This window comes from Neobacillus pocheonensis, assembly GCF_050477905.1.
Classification (GTDB): domain Bacteria; phylum Bacillota; class Bacilli; order Bacillales; family Cytobacillaceae; genus Neobacillus; species Neobacillus pocheonensis_A.
The window spans coordinates 1-15,697 of record NZ_JBCNAD010000019.1 but is presented as its reverse complement, the minus strand read 5'-3'; the positions used below and the strand labels follow the sequence as shown (position 1 = coordinate 15,697).

General features: G+C 38.5%; 14 protein-coding genes and 1 rRNA gene. 10 read left to right on the top strand and 5 right to left on the bottom strand.

Going from position 1 to position 15,697, the window contains the following annotated elements; genetic code table 11:
• Positions 1–54 precede the first annotated feature (54 nt).
• Positions 55–4,524 carry a glutamate synthase-related protein gene (locus ABES02_RS09675; protein ID WP_430133558.1) on the bottom strand — a complete coding sequence of 1,490 codons (4,470 nt, stop codon included), beginning with the start codon at positions 4,522–4,524 and terminating at the stop codon, positions 55–57.
• A 323-nt stretch (positions 4,525–4,847) separates the two neighbouring features.
• Entirely contained in the window at positions 4,848–6,143 is a 1,296-nt protein-coding gene (locus ABES02_RS09670; protein WP_430133555.1) for a glutamate-1-semialdehyde 2,1-aminomutase, read from the bottom strand.
• A 147-nt stretch (positions 6,144–6,290) separates the two neighbouring features.
• Here ABES02_RS09670 and ABES02_RS09665 point away from each other — a divergent pair, with 147 nt between their 5' ends.
• The 5 genes from ABES02_RS09665 (at position 6,291) to bcp (ending at position 9,920) form a co-directional block, all read left to right on the top strand.
• Positions 6,291–7,298, top strand: coding sequence for an ABC transporter ATP-binding protein (locus ABES02_RS09665; RefSeq protein WP_430133552.1), 1,008 nt, complete (start codon positions 6,291–6,293; stop codon positions 7,296–7,298).
• Between the two features lie 18 nt (positions 7,299–7,316).
• Positions 7,317–8,108, top strand: a complete 792-nt coding sequence (locus tag ABES02_RS09660) for an ABC transporter permease (protein WP_430133550.1) — start codon at positions 7,317–7,319, stop codon at positions 8,106–8,108.
• Between the two features lie 3 nt (positions 8,109–8,111).
• Positions 8,112–8,897, top strand: a complete 786-nt coding sequence (locus ABES02_RS09655) for an ABC transporter permease (protein WP_430133547.1) — start codon at positions 8,112–8,114, stop codon at positions 8,895–8,897.
• Between the two features lie 72 nt (positions 8,898–8,969).
• Positions 8,970–9,368 (top strand): ion channel, encoded by a 399-nt coding sequence (locus ABES02_RS09650; protein ID WP_430133544.1) that lies wholly within the window; start codon positions 8,970–8,972, stop codon positions 9,366–9,368.
• Positions 9,369–9,449: 81 nt separating this feature from the next.
• A complete protein-coding gene (gene bcp, locus ABES02_RS09645) occupies positions 9,450–9,920 on the top strand; it encodes a thioredoxin-dependent thiol peroxidase (protein WP_430133541.1) in 471 nt (156 codons plus the stop codon).
• A gap of 92 nt (positions 9,921–10,012) precedes the next feature.
• Here bcp and ABES02_RS09640 read toward each other — a convergent pair whose 3' ends face one another.
• A complete protein-coding gene (locus ABES02_RS09640) occupies positions 10,013–10,744 on the bottom strand; it encodes a GTP cyclohydrolase II (protein WP_430133538.1) in 732 nt (243 codons plus the stop codon).
• 43 nt (positions 10,745–10,787) lie between these two features.
• Positions 10,788–11,888 carry an FAD-dependent monooxygenase gene (locus ABES02_RS09635; RefSeq protein ID WP_430133535.1) on the bottom strand — a complete coding sequence of 367 codons (1,101 nt, stop codon included), beginning with the start codon at positions 11,886–11,888 and terminating at the stop codon, positions 10,788–10,790.
• A 209-nt stretch (positions 11,889–12,097) separates the two neighbouring features.
• On the opposite strand from ABES02_RS09635, the gene ABES02_RS09630 reads away from it, so the two are divergent.
• The 3 genes from ABES02_RS09630 (at position 12,098) to perR (ending at position 13,899) form a co-directional block, all read left to right on the top strand.
• The gene (locus ABES02_RS09630) at positions 12,098–12,421 is read left to right on the top strand and encodes a winged helix-turn-helix transcriptional regulator (protein WP_430133532.1); all 324 of its coding nucleotides are present in this window, start codon (positions 12,098–12,100) and stop codon (positions 12,419–12,421) included.
• A gap of 380 nt (positions 12,422–12,801) precedes the next feature.
• Positions 12,802–13,356, top strand: a complete 555-nt coding sequence (locus ABES02_RS09625) for a cob(I)yrinic acid a,c-diamide adenosyltransferase (protein WP_430133529.1) — start codon at positions 12,802–12,804, stop codon at positions 13,354–13,356.
• Positions 13,357–13,461: 105 nt separating this feature from the next.
• Complete coding sequence (gene perR, locus ABES02_RS09620) at positions 13,462–13,899, top strand: peroxide-responsive transcriptional repressor PerR (protein WP_430133526.1); 438 nt, start codon at positions 13,462–13,464, stop codon at positions 13,897–13,899.
• Between the two features lie 51 nt (positions 13,900–13,950).
• On the opposite strand, the gene ABES02_RS09615 is transcribed toward perR, so the two are convergent.
• On the bottom strand, positions 13,951–14,304 hold the full coding sequence (locus tag ABES02_RS09615) for a YgzB family protein (RefSeq protein ID WP_430133785.1): 354 nt from the start codon (positions 14,302–14,304) through the stop codon (positions 13,951–13,953).
• A gap of 150 nt (positions 14,305–14,454) precedes the next feature.
• Here ABES02_RS09615 and ABES02_RS09610 point away from each other — a divergent pair, with 150 nt between their 5' ends.
• Both ABES02_RS09610 and ABES02_RS09605 read left to right on the top strand, forming a co-directional pair.
• The gene (locus ABES02_RS09610) at positions 14,455–15,330 is read left to right on the top strand and encodes a nucleotidyltransferase-like protein (RefSeq protein WP_430133524.1); all 876 of its coding nucleotides are present in this window, start codon (positions 14,455–14,457) and stop codon (positions 15,328–15,330) included.
• Between the two features lie 267 nt (positions 15,331–15,597).
• Positions 15,598–15,697, top strand: a 16S ribosomal RNA gene (locus ABES02_RS09605); the annotation flags it as partial.

The window sequence follows — 15,697 nt, the reverse complement described above, 5'->3', positions numbered from 1 at the left end:
AATGTGACAAAAGAAAAAGCCCGTTGCTAAAACGGGCTTTTCGCTTATGATTAATCACTCTGTGGATACGGATGGATCTGCCTGTTCTTTTACAGGGAGAATTTGAACGAAATGATTTTCTAGGTTTGATAATAAAGAACGAAGCTGATTTGACTCTTCAGGCTGCCCGTTTTGCTCAAGCAGGTCTGTATACTTTGATAATAGCTCCGTGATGTCTTGTTTTCCTTTTTCGCTTAAATCTACGACAGATACCTTGGCACCTTTCGCAATTCTTTTCTTAAGAGCATCCTTCGTGAGTCCCAATTCAGGCTGAAGTCGTGAATAAACAACTCCACCAGTCATACCTGCACAAATCCATGGTCCTGGGTCGCCTAGAACTAAACCTCGGCCGTTTGTCATATATTCAAATGCGAATCCTTTAATATTAGCGTCTGAGCCAATGTTGCCGGCTTCTTTTTCCGGAAGAGGCTTTTTTAGTTGGCCGCCAATGATTAAATCTGCACCTGAAAGACGGATTCCCGCACGGGCATCAGCATTTCCTTGAGCAACTAACAGACCTTTTTGCGCTCCATAACCAAAGCCTTTACCTACAGAACCGTTGTAGAATTGGCCATTTTTTCCTTTCGACTTAAGAACATGAATATTACCGCCAAAGGATGTTTTACCAACACCGTCCTGGCCGCCTCCGTTTACAGTAATTTCAATTCCTTCACTGTTATAAGCGCCAAGGCCATTTCCAGGAATGGATCCTTCTTTGTACTTAAGCTGTACAGGTGGAAGCTGTTTATAAGAACCATCTAGTCTGCCGCGAACACGGTGGCAGGAGACACGGCTTCCAAGCACACGTTGTTCAGAGGTAACACTTACGAATTCTCTGGATGAATGAAGCTGATCTACACTGCCATCTAGATATTCAGCACCAACAGCTACTTGCATTTGTGCTTCTGAAATGGATTTTGAAGCTTCCACTTTCGCAAATTGGCTGATTTCCAAAGGCTTTAGTAAGTGGGAGAGGTTAAGCTGACCTTCACCTTTTACTTGCTCCAATAATTCAGAATGACCAACGGCATCCTGTAGATTCTTAATGCCAGCAGACGCGGCAAGCTCCTTTAACTCTGAAGCGAAAGCAGTGAAAAGATTCATGATGCCTTGAACGGCTAAATCTAATTGTCGTGGTACAAAGCGGCGCAGGCCGTGATCCTTTGCTTGAGCTTCCGTTTCAATTTGCGTAGCGATACCAACATGACAAGTATCTAAGTGACAGCCACGGCAGGTAGTACAGCCAATTGATAGCATCGCTAAAGTTCCAAAACCGACGCGGTTTGCACCTAGCAGCATAAGTTTGATAACGTCTTTTGCACTCTTCACACCGCCGTCAGCCCAAACTTCAACTTTATGGCGAAGGCCACTCTCAAGGAGGGCATTGTGTGCAGCTTTTACCCCAATTTCAACCGGCAATCCGACGTACTGCAACGCATGAATTCTCGCCGCACCAGTACCGCCATCGAATCCGCTGAGTGTGATGATATCAGCACCAGCCTTGGCGATACCAACAGCAATCGTGCCGATATTAGGAACGACAGGCACCTTTACAGCAATCTTTGCTTGATCATTTGCTGTCTTTAGCTCTTGAATCATTTGAGCTAAGTCTTCAATCGAATAAATGTCATGGTTGTTTGAAGGTGAAATTAGGTCAGAACCAAGTGTAGCATTACGTGCAGCCGCTACCTTGGCAGTTACCTTTGATCCAGGTAAATGTCCGCCTTCACCAGGCTTTGCCCCTTGACCAATTTTGATTTCTAATAGATTGGATGAATTTAATAATTCAGCGTTAACACCAAATCGTCCTGATGCAATTTGTTGACCGCGTGTCCTTGGATATTTTCCGAGCATATCCTTGATTTCGCCGCCTTCACCGTTCAAGCTAACCATGTTTAAGCGATCAGCACCTTCTGCATAGGCACGGAAGGCAATTTCATTTTGTGATCCAAAAGACATTGACGAAATAAGAAACGGTAAATCATGGTCGCCAACACGGATATCTACATCATTCGGCGCAACAGCTTTATTGCTTTGTTTTAACTGAACTAAATGTCGAATAGTAGTAGGGTTCTCTGTTTCTTGTTCCGTGATTTTATCGCGGTAAACACCATAGTCACCTGTAGATGCCACCTCGCCGATTGCTTTCCAAATACGAGGGAAGAGGTGGAAGGTTTTTCCGACGCGCTCTTTCTCGTTGTTATAATCCTCGGCTCTTTTTAAAGAATCCTGTTTTAAGGCTTCAAAATTAGCATCGATTTCTTCTGAACCAAAGAAGTTAACAATGTTTAATACCTTCGCAATGGATTCGTGTAAGCCGATACTTGAAAATAAACGGCCATAACCTCTTAACTCATGAATACCAATGGTAGAGATTACTTTTTCTAATCCTTTTGTTAAGGCACTATATAGGTTGGTTAACGGTGTAGTTGATTCATCCAAAACGGTTAGGAACATGTAATAAGGGCTGATTAAATCTGCTCCTAAACCAAAAACAGTAATAATGTCATGCAGGGAGCGAATCGCCGCAGAACGCAGCAATAAAGAACAATCCCGTCTTAACTCAGCTTTAACTAGTGCTTGATCAATCGCCGAAGTAACTAGATGCGGGTCAATCCAGTACGCATCCTCTTGATGGGCTTTAGCATCGTCAAGAACAAGTAATGTTTTTCCTGCTTGAACAGCTTGAACGGCTTCAGAAGAAAGCCTCTCTAGTGCCTCATCGAGCTTTTCGTTTTTATGGAATGTAGTTGAGATAAATGCAACTAATTTCTGCTCCTGGAAATGCTGAACAACTTGATCAAAGCTAGGCTGCCCTAAGGATTCAGAACAAGTGAAACCTGCTTTTCCTTCTAATAAGAGCGGAGTGGTCAGTTCAATAACCGTTTCCGTTTCTTCTTTTACAAATAGAGTAGGTCGTTTGCCAATAATAACCCGTGTTGAGAAATGTTCCGTTTCACGATCACGGTCGATGGCAGGGTTTGTTACTACCGCAACACTTTCTTTAATATAATCAGCAAGATTAATCCGTTCAGGATTTAATGCCGCAAGTGGAGCATCATGGCCAAGGGAACGAATTGGTTCAATTCCTTTCTCAGCCATTTGTTCGATTAATTGAATATGATCACGTTCCCAGCCGAAAGCCTTGTATTGACCGTTATGAATTTTGTCAGGATAATTCATTGTTACGGTTTTATTTAAGACAGGAGGCTGTAAACGGAATCTTGATTCACTAAGATTTAAACGATTCTTATAACGGTTAAATACTTCTTTTTGGTATCGGTTTTGCTCGTAAACTGCTAATTGATCACCGTTCCATTTAAAACCAACCTTTTCACCCGGTGCCAATGGCTTAGGCTCATTCACATATTCACTGGATGGAATGATTCCTGGCTCTGAGGAGAATAGATAGGATGTCTCGATTTCAAGCATCCAAAGTGGACGCAAGCCAAGTGCATCAACACTAAATACGGCCTCATCTGCATAGCGGGAAATGATTCCGGCCGGTCCTTGGGCAAAGTGGCCCCATGCTTCTCTTAAATAAGTATATAAATCTTGCAGTTCACTAGAATAAGCTTTAATTTCGTTAACAATTGGCGGGAATAACAAATCCATTGCTTCAAATAAAGAATATCCTTCACGGCAAATTAATGTTTCCATGGTTCGGCTTAAATCCTGGGAGTCGCTGCCGTCTTTTACAAGCGGAACCCCGATCATTTTGGCTTCGTCGCGAAGCTTTGCAATGGTATTAATCTCTCCGTTATGTCCTAGAACACTAAAAGGCTGCACCCGGAAAAAACTTGAAAGAGTGTTCGTTGAATAACGGTTATGGCCAAGTGTCATCGTTGAAGCAACAAGTGGGTTAGCCAGGTCATGATAATATCTTGGCAGAATATCCCCAGCACCCATAACTTTGTAAACAACATGGTTTTGGCTAAATGATGCAACATGGACATTTTCATTTTTCTCAAAATCAATCAGGGCTTCAAAAAGGACCTTATTTAGTTCTTGCCCCTTTTTGGCTGAAAGACACGCAATTTGCCAAAAGACAGGATTTTCCTGGATGGCAATGGGTCCAAGTGCGGAAGAATCAGTTACCTCATTTGTTTCAAATACTAGCTCTAAGTCATATTTTACTAGCTTTTGTTGTAATTCTTGTTTAGTAGCTTGCCAGTTAACCTTTTGGCTGATAAAGACGTGGCCTACCGCAAATTCTTCTTTTTCAGCAAGTAATGGGTCAAGGCCTGCTTGACGCAATTTTTCTTTCCAAAGCTTAACAGGAATATCTGTGTGGATACCAACACCATCGCCTTCACCATTAATGAAGCCAGCGCGATGGTTCATTGTAACGAGTGCGTCAATACAGTCAAAGATATTCTTTCTTGTAGGACGTTTACTCTTTTCAAGGCAAGCAACGATTCCGCAGGCATCGTGTTCATGTTTATGGAAATCTTTAAAAAAGGAAGGGGTCCATCTTTGTGTCATTATTTTGGGCTTCTTCGGAATATCCTTCGGAAGCCGCTTCACCTCCTATGAAACTTATAAGTTAATAAATATTGTTTGTAGAAAAGTAATACTGCAATTCTTTAATGTGGAAAAAAGTTAAAGGGTAAAAATAAAAAATAATAATTTAATAGTATCATATGAATTTTCAGAAATCAAATAAATATACAAACTTTTGGATAAAAAAGTATAGGGATTTTTGTGTTGGATAAATGAGGGAAGTTATTGATGTAACCGTTTTCATGGACATTTAAAAAATAAAAGGGAGTTATTGCCACTCCCTTTTCTGCATAAAAAATGAATATTTATTCGGATTTAAGTAATGAAAATGCATTTTTAACCGCGTGTAATGTAGCTTCTACATCCTCTACTGTATGAGCAATGGTTAAGAACCAGGCTTCATATTTGGAGGGAGCCAGATTAATTCCTTGATGGAGCATGAGCTTAAAAAACTTCGCGAACATTTCCCCATCTGTATTTTCCGCTTGTTCATAGTTTTCAATTTTTTCGTTTGTAAAATAAACAGTGAATGCACCTTTTAAACGATTAATTGTTATTTGAATATTATATTCTTTGGCTGCTTCTAAAATTCCCTCTTCGAGCATTGCTCCTAAACGATCTAAATAATCATAAACGCCTTCTTGTTTTAAAACTTCAAGACAGGCAATCCCGGAAAGGATGGACGCTGGGTTTCCGGCCATCGTTCCTGCTTGATAGGCTGGTCCAAGCGGAGCAACTTTTTCCATGATTTCTTTTCGTCCACCGTAAGCACCAATTGGCAGGCCGCCGCCAATAATTTTTCCAAGTGCCGTGAGGTCAGGCTGGATACCTAAAAAGTCCTGTGCCCCGCCATACATAAAACGGAAAGCGGTAATCACTTCATCATAAATCACCAGTGCACCAGCAGCATGGGTTAAATCGTTAACTTGTTGTAAAAATCCTGGTATAGGTTCGACGATCCCGAAGTTTCCAACAATCGGCTCAACAAGTACCGCAGCAATTTGGTTACCCCATTTTTCTAATGCTGCCTTAAAAGGTTCAATATCATTAAACGGTACAGTAATGACTTCCTGTGCGATACTCTTTGGAACACCGGCTGAATCTGGGGTTCCAAGGGTGGAAGGACCAGATCCTGCCGCAACAAGAACAAGGTCTGAGTGGCCATGATAACAACCAGCGAACTTGATAATTTTATCTCGTCCGGTATAGGCACGCGCCACGCGGATGGTTGTCATAACGGCTTCTGTTCCAGAATTAACAAAGCGGACTTTATCTAATGAAGGAATCGCTTCCTTTAGCATTTTTGCAAATTTCAACTCATGAGGCGTTGGGGTTCCATAAAGAACACCACTCTCAGCCGCTTTTTTGATGGCTTCCGTTATGTGCGGATGAGCATGGCCTGTAATAATCGGTCCGTATGCTGCAAGATAATCGATATATTGGTTACCATCTACATCCCAGAAGTAAGCACCTTGGGCTCGCTCCATTACAACAGGGGCACCGCCACCCACTGCTTTATATGAACGTGATGGGCTGTTTACCCCGCCTACAATATGCTCTAAAGCTTCATTATGTAATCTTTCTGAATTGGTAAATTGCACAATTTTACCTCCTTTTATCTTTTCTTTCCTATTTTAGCACTTTTTTTATCACTTTTATCTTTTTAGAAAATTCATTGAAGTGTAGAACAGTTGTTTTAACCACGCTATTTGGCTAAACTAATGAGGGTAAGTTTCAGGAGGTATAGGATGAAGAATGCGATTGAAGTGAAAAACTTAAGAAAAGAATTTAAAGCCTATTCCAGCCGAACGGGGCTAAAAGGCGCATTTAGAGATTTATTAACAAGAAACTATAAGGTCGTTCCAGCGGTTAATGATATTAATTTTACCGTTAAACAAGGAGAGATGGTTGGTTATATTGGTGAAAACGGTGCTGGAAAATCAACAACAATTAAAATGCTTACAGGCATATTAACCCCAACTTCCGGCAAAATCTCTGTAAATGGCATGAATCCCCATAAAGAACGGGAGAGATTCGTTCAAACAATTGGCGTTGTCTTCGGTCAGCGCTCGCAATTATGGTGGGATATCGCCGTACAGGAATCTTTCCGTCTGTTGAAAAAAGTATATAAGGTATCAGATGAACAATATGACGATCATATGCATCACGTCATTCAAACATTGGACATTGAACCGCTCCTCGATAAGCCAGTTCGTAAGTTATCTCTTGGTCAAAGGATGAGATGTGAGTTGGCTGCTGCCTTAATTCACAACCCGCCATTACTTTTTTTAGATGAACCGACTATTGGACTCGATGTCTTGGTAAAGTTAAAAATCCGGGAATTTTTAAAAGAAATCAACGAGAAATATAATACCACGATTCTATTAACGACTCATGATCTTTCCGATATAGAGGCATTGTGTGAACGTGTGATTATGCTGGATGAAGGAAAGGTCATTTATGATGGTGCTCTAAGAAATTTACAGGAAAAATGGGGAGAAGGAAAAGAGCTGCAGTTTCAGTTTCTTGAGAAAGTTGATCTTGCTGCCGTTAGAAATTTAACAAGGGAAATCCTTGTTAAGTGGGATTTGGATGAGAAGGAACAAATCTTTTTTGCGACCTTAGAAGATAATGATGAACTCATTTCGCAGGTAATTGCCAAAGTGGTGGCAGCTTTTAAAATAAAGGATATAAAAATTAATGAAACTTCCACAGAAGAGATTATCCGCAATATTTATGAAAAAGGCGCTGTTTAATGGAAGGGGGCAGGATACATGGATAAATATTTAGAGATGATCCGAATCCGTTTTTTAATGATGCTTGCCTACCGGACAAACTATTATACGGGTATTCTTATATATGGTATTAATATTGGGGCTTATTACTTTTTATGGTCCGCCATTTATGGGGGGAAGGAACAAATCCAAGGGCTTTCAGTTGTGCAAATGACCACCTATGTTGCGGTTTCTTGGATGGCTCGAGCATTTTATTTTAATAATCTTGATCGGGAAATGGCTATGGAAATAATGGATGGGAAAGTAGCAATTGAACTGATCCGACCTTACAATTATCTTGGCATGAAAACGATGCAAGGTCTGGGGGAGGGGATCTTTAGATTATTTTTCTTTTCCGCGCCTGGTCTTATCATTGTCTATTTTGTTTTTCCTATTCAATTTACGTGGGACATAAGCGTGTGGGGATTGTTCGCGGTTTCTATTCTCTTAAGCTTCTTAATTAATACGGAATTAAATCTGTTAACAGGCATTACAACCTTCTTCTTATATAACAATTCTGGTCTAATTCGTGCCAAACGGGTTGTGATTGATTTGTTTTCTGGACTTCTGCTCCCTATTAGTTTTTTTCCGGACTGGGCACAAGAATTTATGAAGTTTCTCCCTTTTCAAGGAATCAGTTATTTGCCAAGTATGATTTTTACAAAAGGCTTTTCCCATCAACAGGCCATTGAAGCAATTGGACAGCAATTCATTTGGGTCATCGTCTTAATCATTCCTATTCAATTGCTATGGCATCTGGCAAAGAAACAGCTGGTTATTCAAGGGGGTTAATCAATGTTTTATCTCACTATGTTTTTTCAATATATTTCACAATATTTAAAAACAAGGCTGCAATACCGGGCGGATATTTTTGTGGAGTTTTTCTCTGATTTGCTATCACAGGCGATTAATCTAGTTTTTATTTTAGTTGTATTTGGTCATACTAATTTGCTCAATGGTTGGAATAGAGATGAGATTATCTTTATCTATGGATTTTTCTTAATTCCCTTTGCCGTTTTTTCTGCCTTTTTTAATATCTGGGATTTTAATGAACGGTATATTGTGAAGGGGGAACTCGATCGAATTTTAACCAGGCCTATTCACAGTCTTTTTCAAATTATTCTTGAACGGCTTGAATTGGAATCATTGTTAGGGGCAGTAACTGGTCTGGCTGTCATGCTTTATGCTGGAAGCAGGCTGGGTTTGGAAGTGGATTGGTATGATCCCTTATTATTTATTGTGTTTGTGATTGGTGGTGCCCTTGTTTATGGAGGGGTGTTTATTATGATTGCCTGTATTAGCTTTTGGGCAGATGCGAGAACGTCGCTGATGCCGATGATGTACAATATTAGCAACTATGGCAGATATCCTGTTAATATCTATAATAAATTGATTCGGTTTGTATTAACCTGGGTGCTGCCGTTTGCATTTGTCGGAGTATATCCAGCCGCATTTTTCCTTGAAAAATCAGAATGGTATTGGTATTCGTTTATCACTCCGGTGATAGGTGTTATCTTTTTTATTCTTTCTGTCGTTTTGTGGAATCAAGGCGTAAAAAAATATCGAGGGGCAGGAAATTAAGCTTTTTGGTTTTGATATTTTATTGTCCAAGCCTGCATAGAAATAGAATAACTCACGTTGATTTAGGGGTGAATGGGGTTGTTCTATTTCCTACTTCCGGTTGTTATTTTTTGTATTTTTATGAGTTTAAGAACTTTATTTGTTCCCAATACGGTTAAAGGAAAGTTGGTGTCAGTAGACAACTTTCTTTATTTAGGTACGGTCTACTTAACTGTAATTATCGGCTTTGGTTTAATTTATCTACTGTTTGAATTAATTGGAATTTCAATATTAATTGAAGTGAATCCGCAAAATAGAAATAATATTTTTGAAACGAGCTTCTATTTTAGTGCGATGACTCTTTTTTCAGTTGGCAATGGCGATGTCATTCCACATGGAATAGGAAGGCTTATTACGGTATCGGAAGCACTAATTGGCTATACATTACCTGCTGCCTTTGTAGCGAAAGTAATGTTTGAGCGGGAAAAATAAAATGGCGGGACAGGATAGTTGTTATATGCTTCATGAATGGTTAAGCTATAAGTAGGAAAATCTTTCATTTGGGGTGAAAAAATGACAGTTGAAGTAGGAATGCAGGCATCAGATTTTACCTTAGAAGCAAATAATGGGGAGACCATAACATTATCTGCTTTAAAAGGGAAAAATGTTGTCCTTTATTTTTATCCAAAAGATATGACGCCTGGCTGTACAACGGAAGCATGTGACTTTAGAGATCAGTATCAGCAATTTAACGATGTAAACGCCGTTATTTTAGGTATAAGTCCGGATCCGGTTGCTCGACACCAGAAATTTATAGAGAAGTATGGACTACCTTTCCTGCTGCTTGCAGATGAAGACCATAAGGTAGCTGAAGCTTATGATGTATGGAAATTAAAGAAAAACTTTGGAAAAGAATACATGGGAATTGAAAGGTCTACTTTTATTATTGATAAAGACGGGAAGATCGTCAAAGAGTGGAGAAAGGTTCAGGTAAAAGGCCATGTGGAGGAAGCTTTACAGTATATAAAAGAGAATTTAGCATAAAGTGCTGTACAAAAGTTTCCATAATAATGAAAAAAAGGGCATCTGCTAATCATTTGCAGATGCCCTTTAACCATTCTGGAACATTATCCAAGCTACATCAAATGTCCTGATTTATTTACTTTTGTATTTAAGTATTTTTCATTGTATTCAGAGATATCGCCCCATAAAGGAGTCCTGCCGGAAAGAGGGGCACCTGCATTTTTCAAGGCCTTCAATTTTTTAGGATTGTTTGTAATAAGTGTGACAGGCTTTGATCTTAAAACCTTCAGAACATCAATCGCGTCAGTGTAATTTCGAGTATCGTCAGCAAAACCTAAACCCTCATTCGCCTCAACGGTATCATATCCATTTTCTTGAAGAATATAGGCCATAGCCTTGTTAAATAAACCAATTCCTCGGCCTTCGTGATTGGCTAAATAGAACAATGCGCCAGTTCCATGCTCCACAATCATTTTCATTGACTGTTTAAGCTGGAAGCCACAATCACAGCGCTTGCTGCCAAAGATATCGCCAGTGTGACAGATGGAGTGCATTCGAATCAAAGCATCCTCTCCGTATTCAAAATCGCCGTAAACGAGAATGCTTGATTGTTGAAATTCTGCTAATTTAGCAGAAGACAAGTGATTAATGACTTGCTGATAATCTTCGGTTACATACTCAGTCTTTAACCAGCTATACCATTTAAATTCAATCGTTTCTCCATTTAAATTGACAGGCAGTTTAATTGGTCCCACCAGATAAATTGCTTCATCGTCTTTTTTAATCAATTTTATTTTATCCTCTAAAAAAGAGAGGGTATCCGCCTTTAATTGAACTTGTTCCATGGTCATTTCCCCAATCCCATATTTTAATTAGATTATAAATGTCTTAAGATATAGCAGGAATTTTAAAATTGTCTTGATAGGTTTCTTCTTTTATCAACTGCTGCATCTGTAATTTCTCTACCTTAGCACGTCGAATCTCTTCTATCTTTCTTAATTGGTCCGCACTTATGTCATTATTATCGAACGCTTCCTTTATGATATCTGCTAAAGCATCTGCATCTAATAGTGCACAATTGATTCCAAAGGCACCAGTCGGACTCATCGTGTGAGCAGCATCGCCCATAATAACAACCCCGTCCTTCGCCCAAATAGGCGATCGACTGCTTTGTACTTTTAATAAGATAAAATCATCCCATGACTGAATGTGCTGATGGACTGTTTCTGTTAACTCTGGAAATACCTCAATCACTTGCTTAATAAAGGGTGCAAAGGATTGCTTTTTCAAGGTGGGGTACGAATCCTCTTCAATATTCCAGCCAATTTGAATAAATCCACCCTCCTGGGTAAACAATGCTAACTGCTTACCGTTGACGAGCGCATTTTTTATAGTTGGTTCCCATCCTTGCGGGCTTGGGATTTTTGCCCAAAGAAGGTCATATCCATGTTTAATGGTTGAAAAGGGTATTTCTGCAAGTCTTCTAACGGTTGAGAAACGGCCATCTGCACCTACGACGATCTTACTTTTAATCGTCACATCTTGGTCGCCTTTTATGGCCTTAAGTCCCGATACATTGCCATTTTGGTTAAAAAATAATTCAGTTACTTTTGTTCCCATCAATAGATTGTAATTCTGATAAGGTAAAGATTCACGAATCAATACCTTTAAAAGATTCTTCTGTGGGACATGGATTCCAACATGCTGGTCAGCAACTGCTGGTGTAACTGTTTTTATTACGTGTCCATGCTGCCAGTACTCAATTCTTTCCATTAAAAGCAGGCCAGCTTCTTGAACTTTTTTATATAAATCATATTTTTTTAAAACGCGTTCTCCGTCCTGATTGAGATGTTCACCACGAAATTCTTTGTCGATCCCTGTGTGACGTTCGAGAACGATGGTCGAAATACCTTGTTTCGCAAGCAAATATCCTAATAATGCGCCGCCTGGACCCCCGCCGACTATGCAAACATCTGCTTCAAGTTTCATGTTAAGGACCACCTTTTTAGTCTTGGTGTGTATTGGATTAAAAATTTAAATATCGTATTTTACTTGTGATTAGTTCATTTAATTTAACAACTTACTTACTTTATGTAACTTATTTTAATTTTGAAATTAACTTATGTCAAATAATCTTATTATGTATTGTAATTTTATTGTGATTTGTAATATGATAATTATGAATAGGAGGGGAAACCATGAATCAACCTAAAATTTGTCCTCGATTCGAACAAGCGATGGGGATGATGAGTCAGCGCTGGACAGGTCTTGTGATTTACCAGCTGCTAACTGGTTCGAAACGCTTTTGTACACTAGAATCTTCTATGGGTATTAGTGGCAGGGTTCTTTCGGAGCGACTAAAGGATTTAGAAAATCAAGGAATCGTTAAACGCGAGGTGTTCCCCGAGACACCAGTACGTATTGAATATTCCCTAACCGAAAAAGGACTAGCCTTAGAGCCTATCATCAAAGAAATTGAGAAATGGTCACAAGCCTGGCTTTCAATGGAATCAGAACAATAAAACTAACAATTTCCGGATGTGCAGAAGCCATCCTTTTTTGCCTATTTTGTGTGGGATATGGGTGTAGGAATAATTGAGATTTTAAAATCCTGTAACATTTCAAAAGAATCATTCTATCACCACTTAAAGTCTTAGTAACCGTAATCTTAAGCCTATTTTAGTGATAAAAGGCTTTTGTCCAATGCAAGAAATTGGAAATTGAATATCATCTTATTAGGGCATACCTCCTCAGATAAATTTTGGGTCCAAATCGGACCTTTTTTTTATGCAAAAATAAGGATGTTAAGTATTACAGTTTCTAAACTTTTTTAACGGTGATATGATGAAGGAAAAGTATTAATACATAAAAAAATGTTTTTTAGACAAAGGGGGATTTTAAGGTGAAAATCTATACTAAAACGGGCGATAAAGGAACAACTTCTCTAATTTACGGTCAGAGGGTTGCGAAGAACGATTTAAGGGTGGAAGCATATGGAACTTGTGATGAAACGAATTCCATGATTGGACTTGCCTTGGGTCATCTTTCTAAGGAAAATTTTCAAGGGAAAGAAATAATTGAAAAAGTATATCATAAAATACAAACGAATCTATTTCATGCCGGTGCAGAGCTAGCAACTCCTAAGGGAAAAGAAGTGAAGTGGTCGCTAATTTCTTCAGATATAGAGGAAATGGAGAAACAAATTGATGAATGGAACGCAATGATTCCAGAATTAACAAATTTTATTTTACCAGGAGGACACCCGTCAGGTGCCGCTTTTCATGTTGCGCGAACAATTGCAAGGAGGGCAGAAAGATGTGCTGTTTCTATAGGTGATGAGGTGAACCCACTCGTTTTGGCATACTTAAATCGTCTTTCTGATCTTTTATTTGTAACTGCACGCTATGTCAACCACCAGCTTAAGGCTAATGAACTAACATTACACAGTAAAGAATAAAGTTCATTTTAGTTATTGGTATTCCAATATTGACAAAAGTACTATCCTCTTAGTAAACTATTTATAACAATTATAATGTAAGAATCTTTTTTAGAAAAGAGGTGCATGGCGATGAATCATTTAAAAGAAGCGTTGGATACCTTGAAGGAAACGGGGGTACGTATTACTCCGCAACGTCATGCGATACTTGAATATTTAATAAACTCGATGTCACATCCTACTGCAGATGATATTTATAAAGCACTTGAGGGGAAATTTCCTAACATGAGTGTGGCGACAGTTTACAATAATTTAAGAGTATTTCGTGAAGTTGGTCTTGTAAAAGAATTGACATACGGTGATGCTTCAAGCCGATTTGATTTTGTTACAACCCATCACTATCATGTAATTTGTGAATCGTGCGGAAAAATAGTTGATTTCCATTATCCCGGATTAGATGAGGTGGAGCATTTAGCCTCACATGTAACAGGTTTTAAAGTGGCGAACCACAGAATGGAAATTTACGGGTCCTGCCCTGATTGTGCAAGCAAAGAGGTCCATTAAATTTGATAAATGAGAAAAGGCAGATTTTTTTTAAATCTGCCTTTTTGGGTTTTATTTCTCTATTTTCTTATTATAGGTTTCATCGAACTCTTTTCCTTCAAGCTTTGGATCAAGAGTTAAAGGTTCGTTGCAATACATACACATATCTACTCTGCCAAGCATTTTTGTAGTTTTACCGCAGCCTGGACATTTAACCTGAATGGTCTTCGTTGACAGCATTCCAATCCAAAAATAAACAACTGTACTAGCGATGATAAAAAGAAGACCAAAAATCATAAAGATGGTCATAATAAGTGGTGAGGAACGAAAAAAGATGCCACCATACATAACGATAAAACCGATAAAAATTAGTATTAATGCAAAGCTGCGAATTTTATTTATTTTACTTGAATACTTTACCATGATGCTTCTCCCTCCTTATGAAACTATACCATATTTAAGTAATGAGAAAAAAGGTTAAGCAGAAGAATGTCGAATTTTGTCTTCGATTTTTGAAGGAGATTTTTCATCATTGTCGAAGTTATAATGCTATCGAGAAAAATGGAGGTATGATGAATGGAAGACATTCTTCGTCCTATATATCAAGAAAGGGCAAGCCAATTAAATACTTTAGGAGTTTTATTGGTTGAAAAAAGGCAAAAATCAAGTCAAACAACAGATTCTTTTGATGCAATTCTTTTAATTATCGTGAAAGAGGCAGAACAGCCAATATTTATAAAGCACTATACCTATGACCACAAAAAGGCTGCTATGCATGTCATTACGGAAGAAAAACTGCAGGAATGGCTTTTATTTGGATCAAATCGAAAAATATTTGAATGGCTTCATAATGCAAAAATTATTTTTGATCGAAATGAGTATGTAGAGAATCTAAAAACCGAACTCCGAGAATTTCCTTTTAACGGGCGAAAAATTAAAATGGGCTTAGAATTTGCAAAATTAATTCGACGTTATGTCGATGGGAAAGCCCTATTTGAAAATAAACAGTTTTTAGATGCATATAACCATGTAGTTCATTCATTGCATCATCTTGCAAGATTAGAAGTAATTGAAAATGGTCTGCATCCTGAGTTAACAGTATGGCACCAAGTAAAACAAATTGAGCCTGAGATTTTTAAGTTATATGAAGAATTAGTTAATAGTGAAGAAACACTTGAAAAAAGATTGGAACTTTTATTTCTGGCGAGTGAGTTTATGATTCATTCCCGGACGAATATTGGTGCTGCTCATTTACTTGAAGTGCTGGGTACTAAGGATTACTGGTTGTTTAATGAAATTATGAGCGAACAGGAATTGCGCCCCTATTCAGTTGATATGTCCGTGATGCTGGAATATTTGCTTGAAAAACATTTACTTGAAGTTGTAAATATAGAGACAAAAGGTCAGGGTGTATTCCATAGATGTTATCGGGTGAATAAAAAATTATCGTAAAAAAACGAATTACCTTATTGACCTTTTTTAAATTACTTGGTATATTAATAACCGTCGCTGCGAAACGAATTATTAACGTTTTCGCGGGTGACGGTTTTTTTAAAAAAATTATTGACTTCGCAAAACGCTTTATGTTATATTGATAAAGTCGCTTTTGAGCGATAATGAAAATTGTTCTTTGAAAACTAAACAAACAAAAACGTCAACAAACAATAATATTCGTTTCTTATGAAACGAAGCCAACGTAACAAAATGAGCTAATCAACTTTCTTGGAGAGTTTGATCCTGGCTCAGGACGAACGCTGGCGGCGTGCCTAATACATGCAAGTCGAGCGAATCACTTCGGTGGTTAGCGGCGGACGGGTGA

Coding starts and splice junctions, on each gene's coding strand:
- bcp (WP_430133541.1), top strand. CDS start 9,450: ATGACAGTTGAAGTAGGAATGCAGGCATCAGATTTTACCTTAGAAGCA.
- perR (WP_430133526.1), top strand. CDS start 13,462: ATGGCGATGAATCATTTAAAAGAAGCGTTGGATACCTTGAAGGAAACG.
- ABES02_RS09640 (WP_430133538.1), bottom strand. CDS start 10,744: ATGGAACAAGTTCAATTAAAGGCGGATACCCTCTCTTTTTTAGAGGAT.
- ABES02_RS09630 (WP_430133532.1), top strand. CDS start 12,098: ATGAATCAACCTAAAATTTGTCCTCGATTCGAACAAGCGATGGGGATG.
- ABES02_RS09635 (WP_430133535.1), bottom strand. CDS start 11,888: ATGAAACTTGAAGCAGATGTTTGCATAGTCGGCGGGGGTCCAGGCGGC.
- ABES02_RS09650 (WP_430133544.1), top strand. CDS start 8,970: ATGGGGTTGTTCTATTTCCTACTTCCGGTTGTTATTTTTTGTATTTTT.
- ABES02_RS09660 (WP_430133550.1), top strand. CDS start 7,317: ATGGATAAATATTTAGAGATGATCCGAATCCGTTTTTTAATGATGCTT.
- ABES02_RS09675 (WP_430133558.1), bottom strand. CDS start 4,524: ATGACACAAAGATGGACCCCTTCCTTTTTTAAAGATTTCCATAAACAT.
- ABES02_RS09665 (WP_430133552.1), top strand. CDS start 6,291: ATGAAGAATGCGATTGAAGTGAAAAACTTAAGAAAAGAATTTAAAGCC.
- ABES02_RS09610 (WP_430133524.1), top strand. CDS start 14,455: ATGGAAGACATTCTTCGTCCTATATATCAAGAAAGGGCAAGCCAATTA.
- ABES02_RS09655 (WP_430133547.1), top strand. CDS start 8,112: ATGTTTTATCTCACTATGTTTTTTCAATATATTTCACAATATTTAAAA.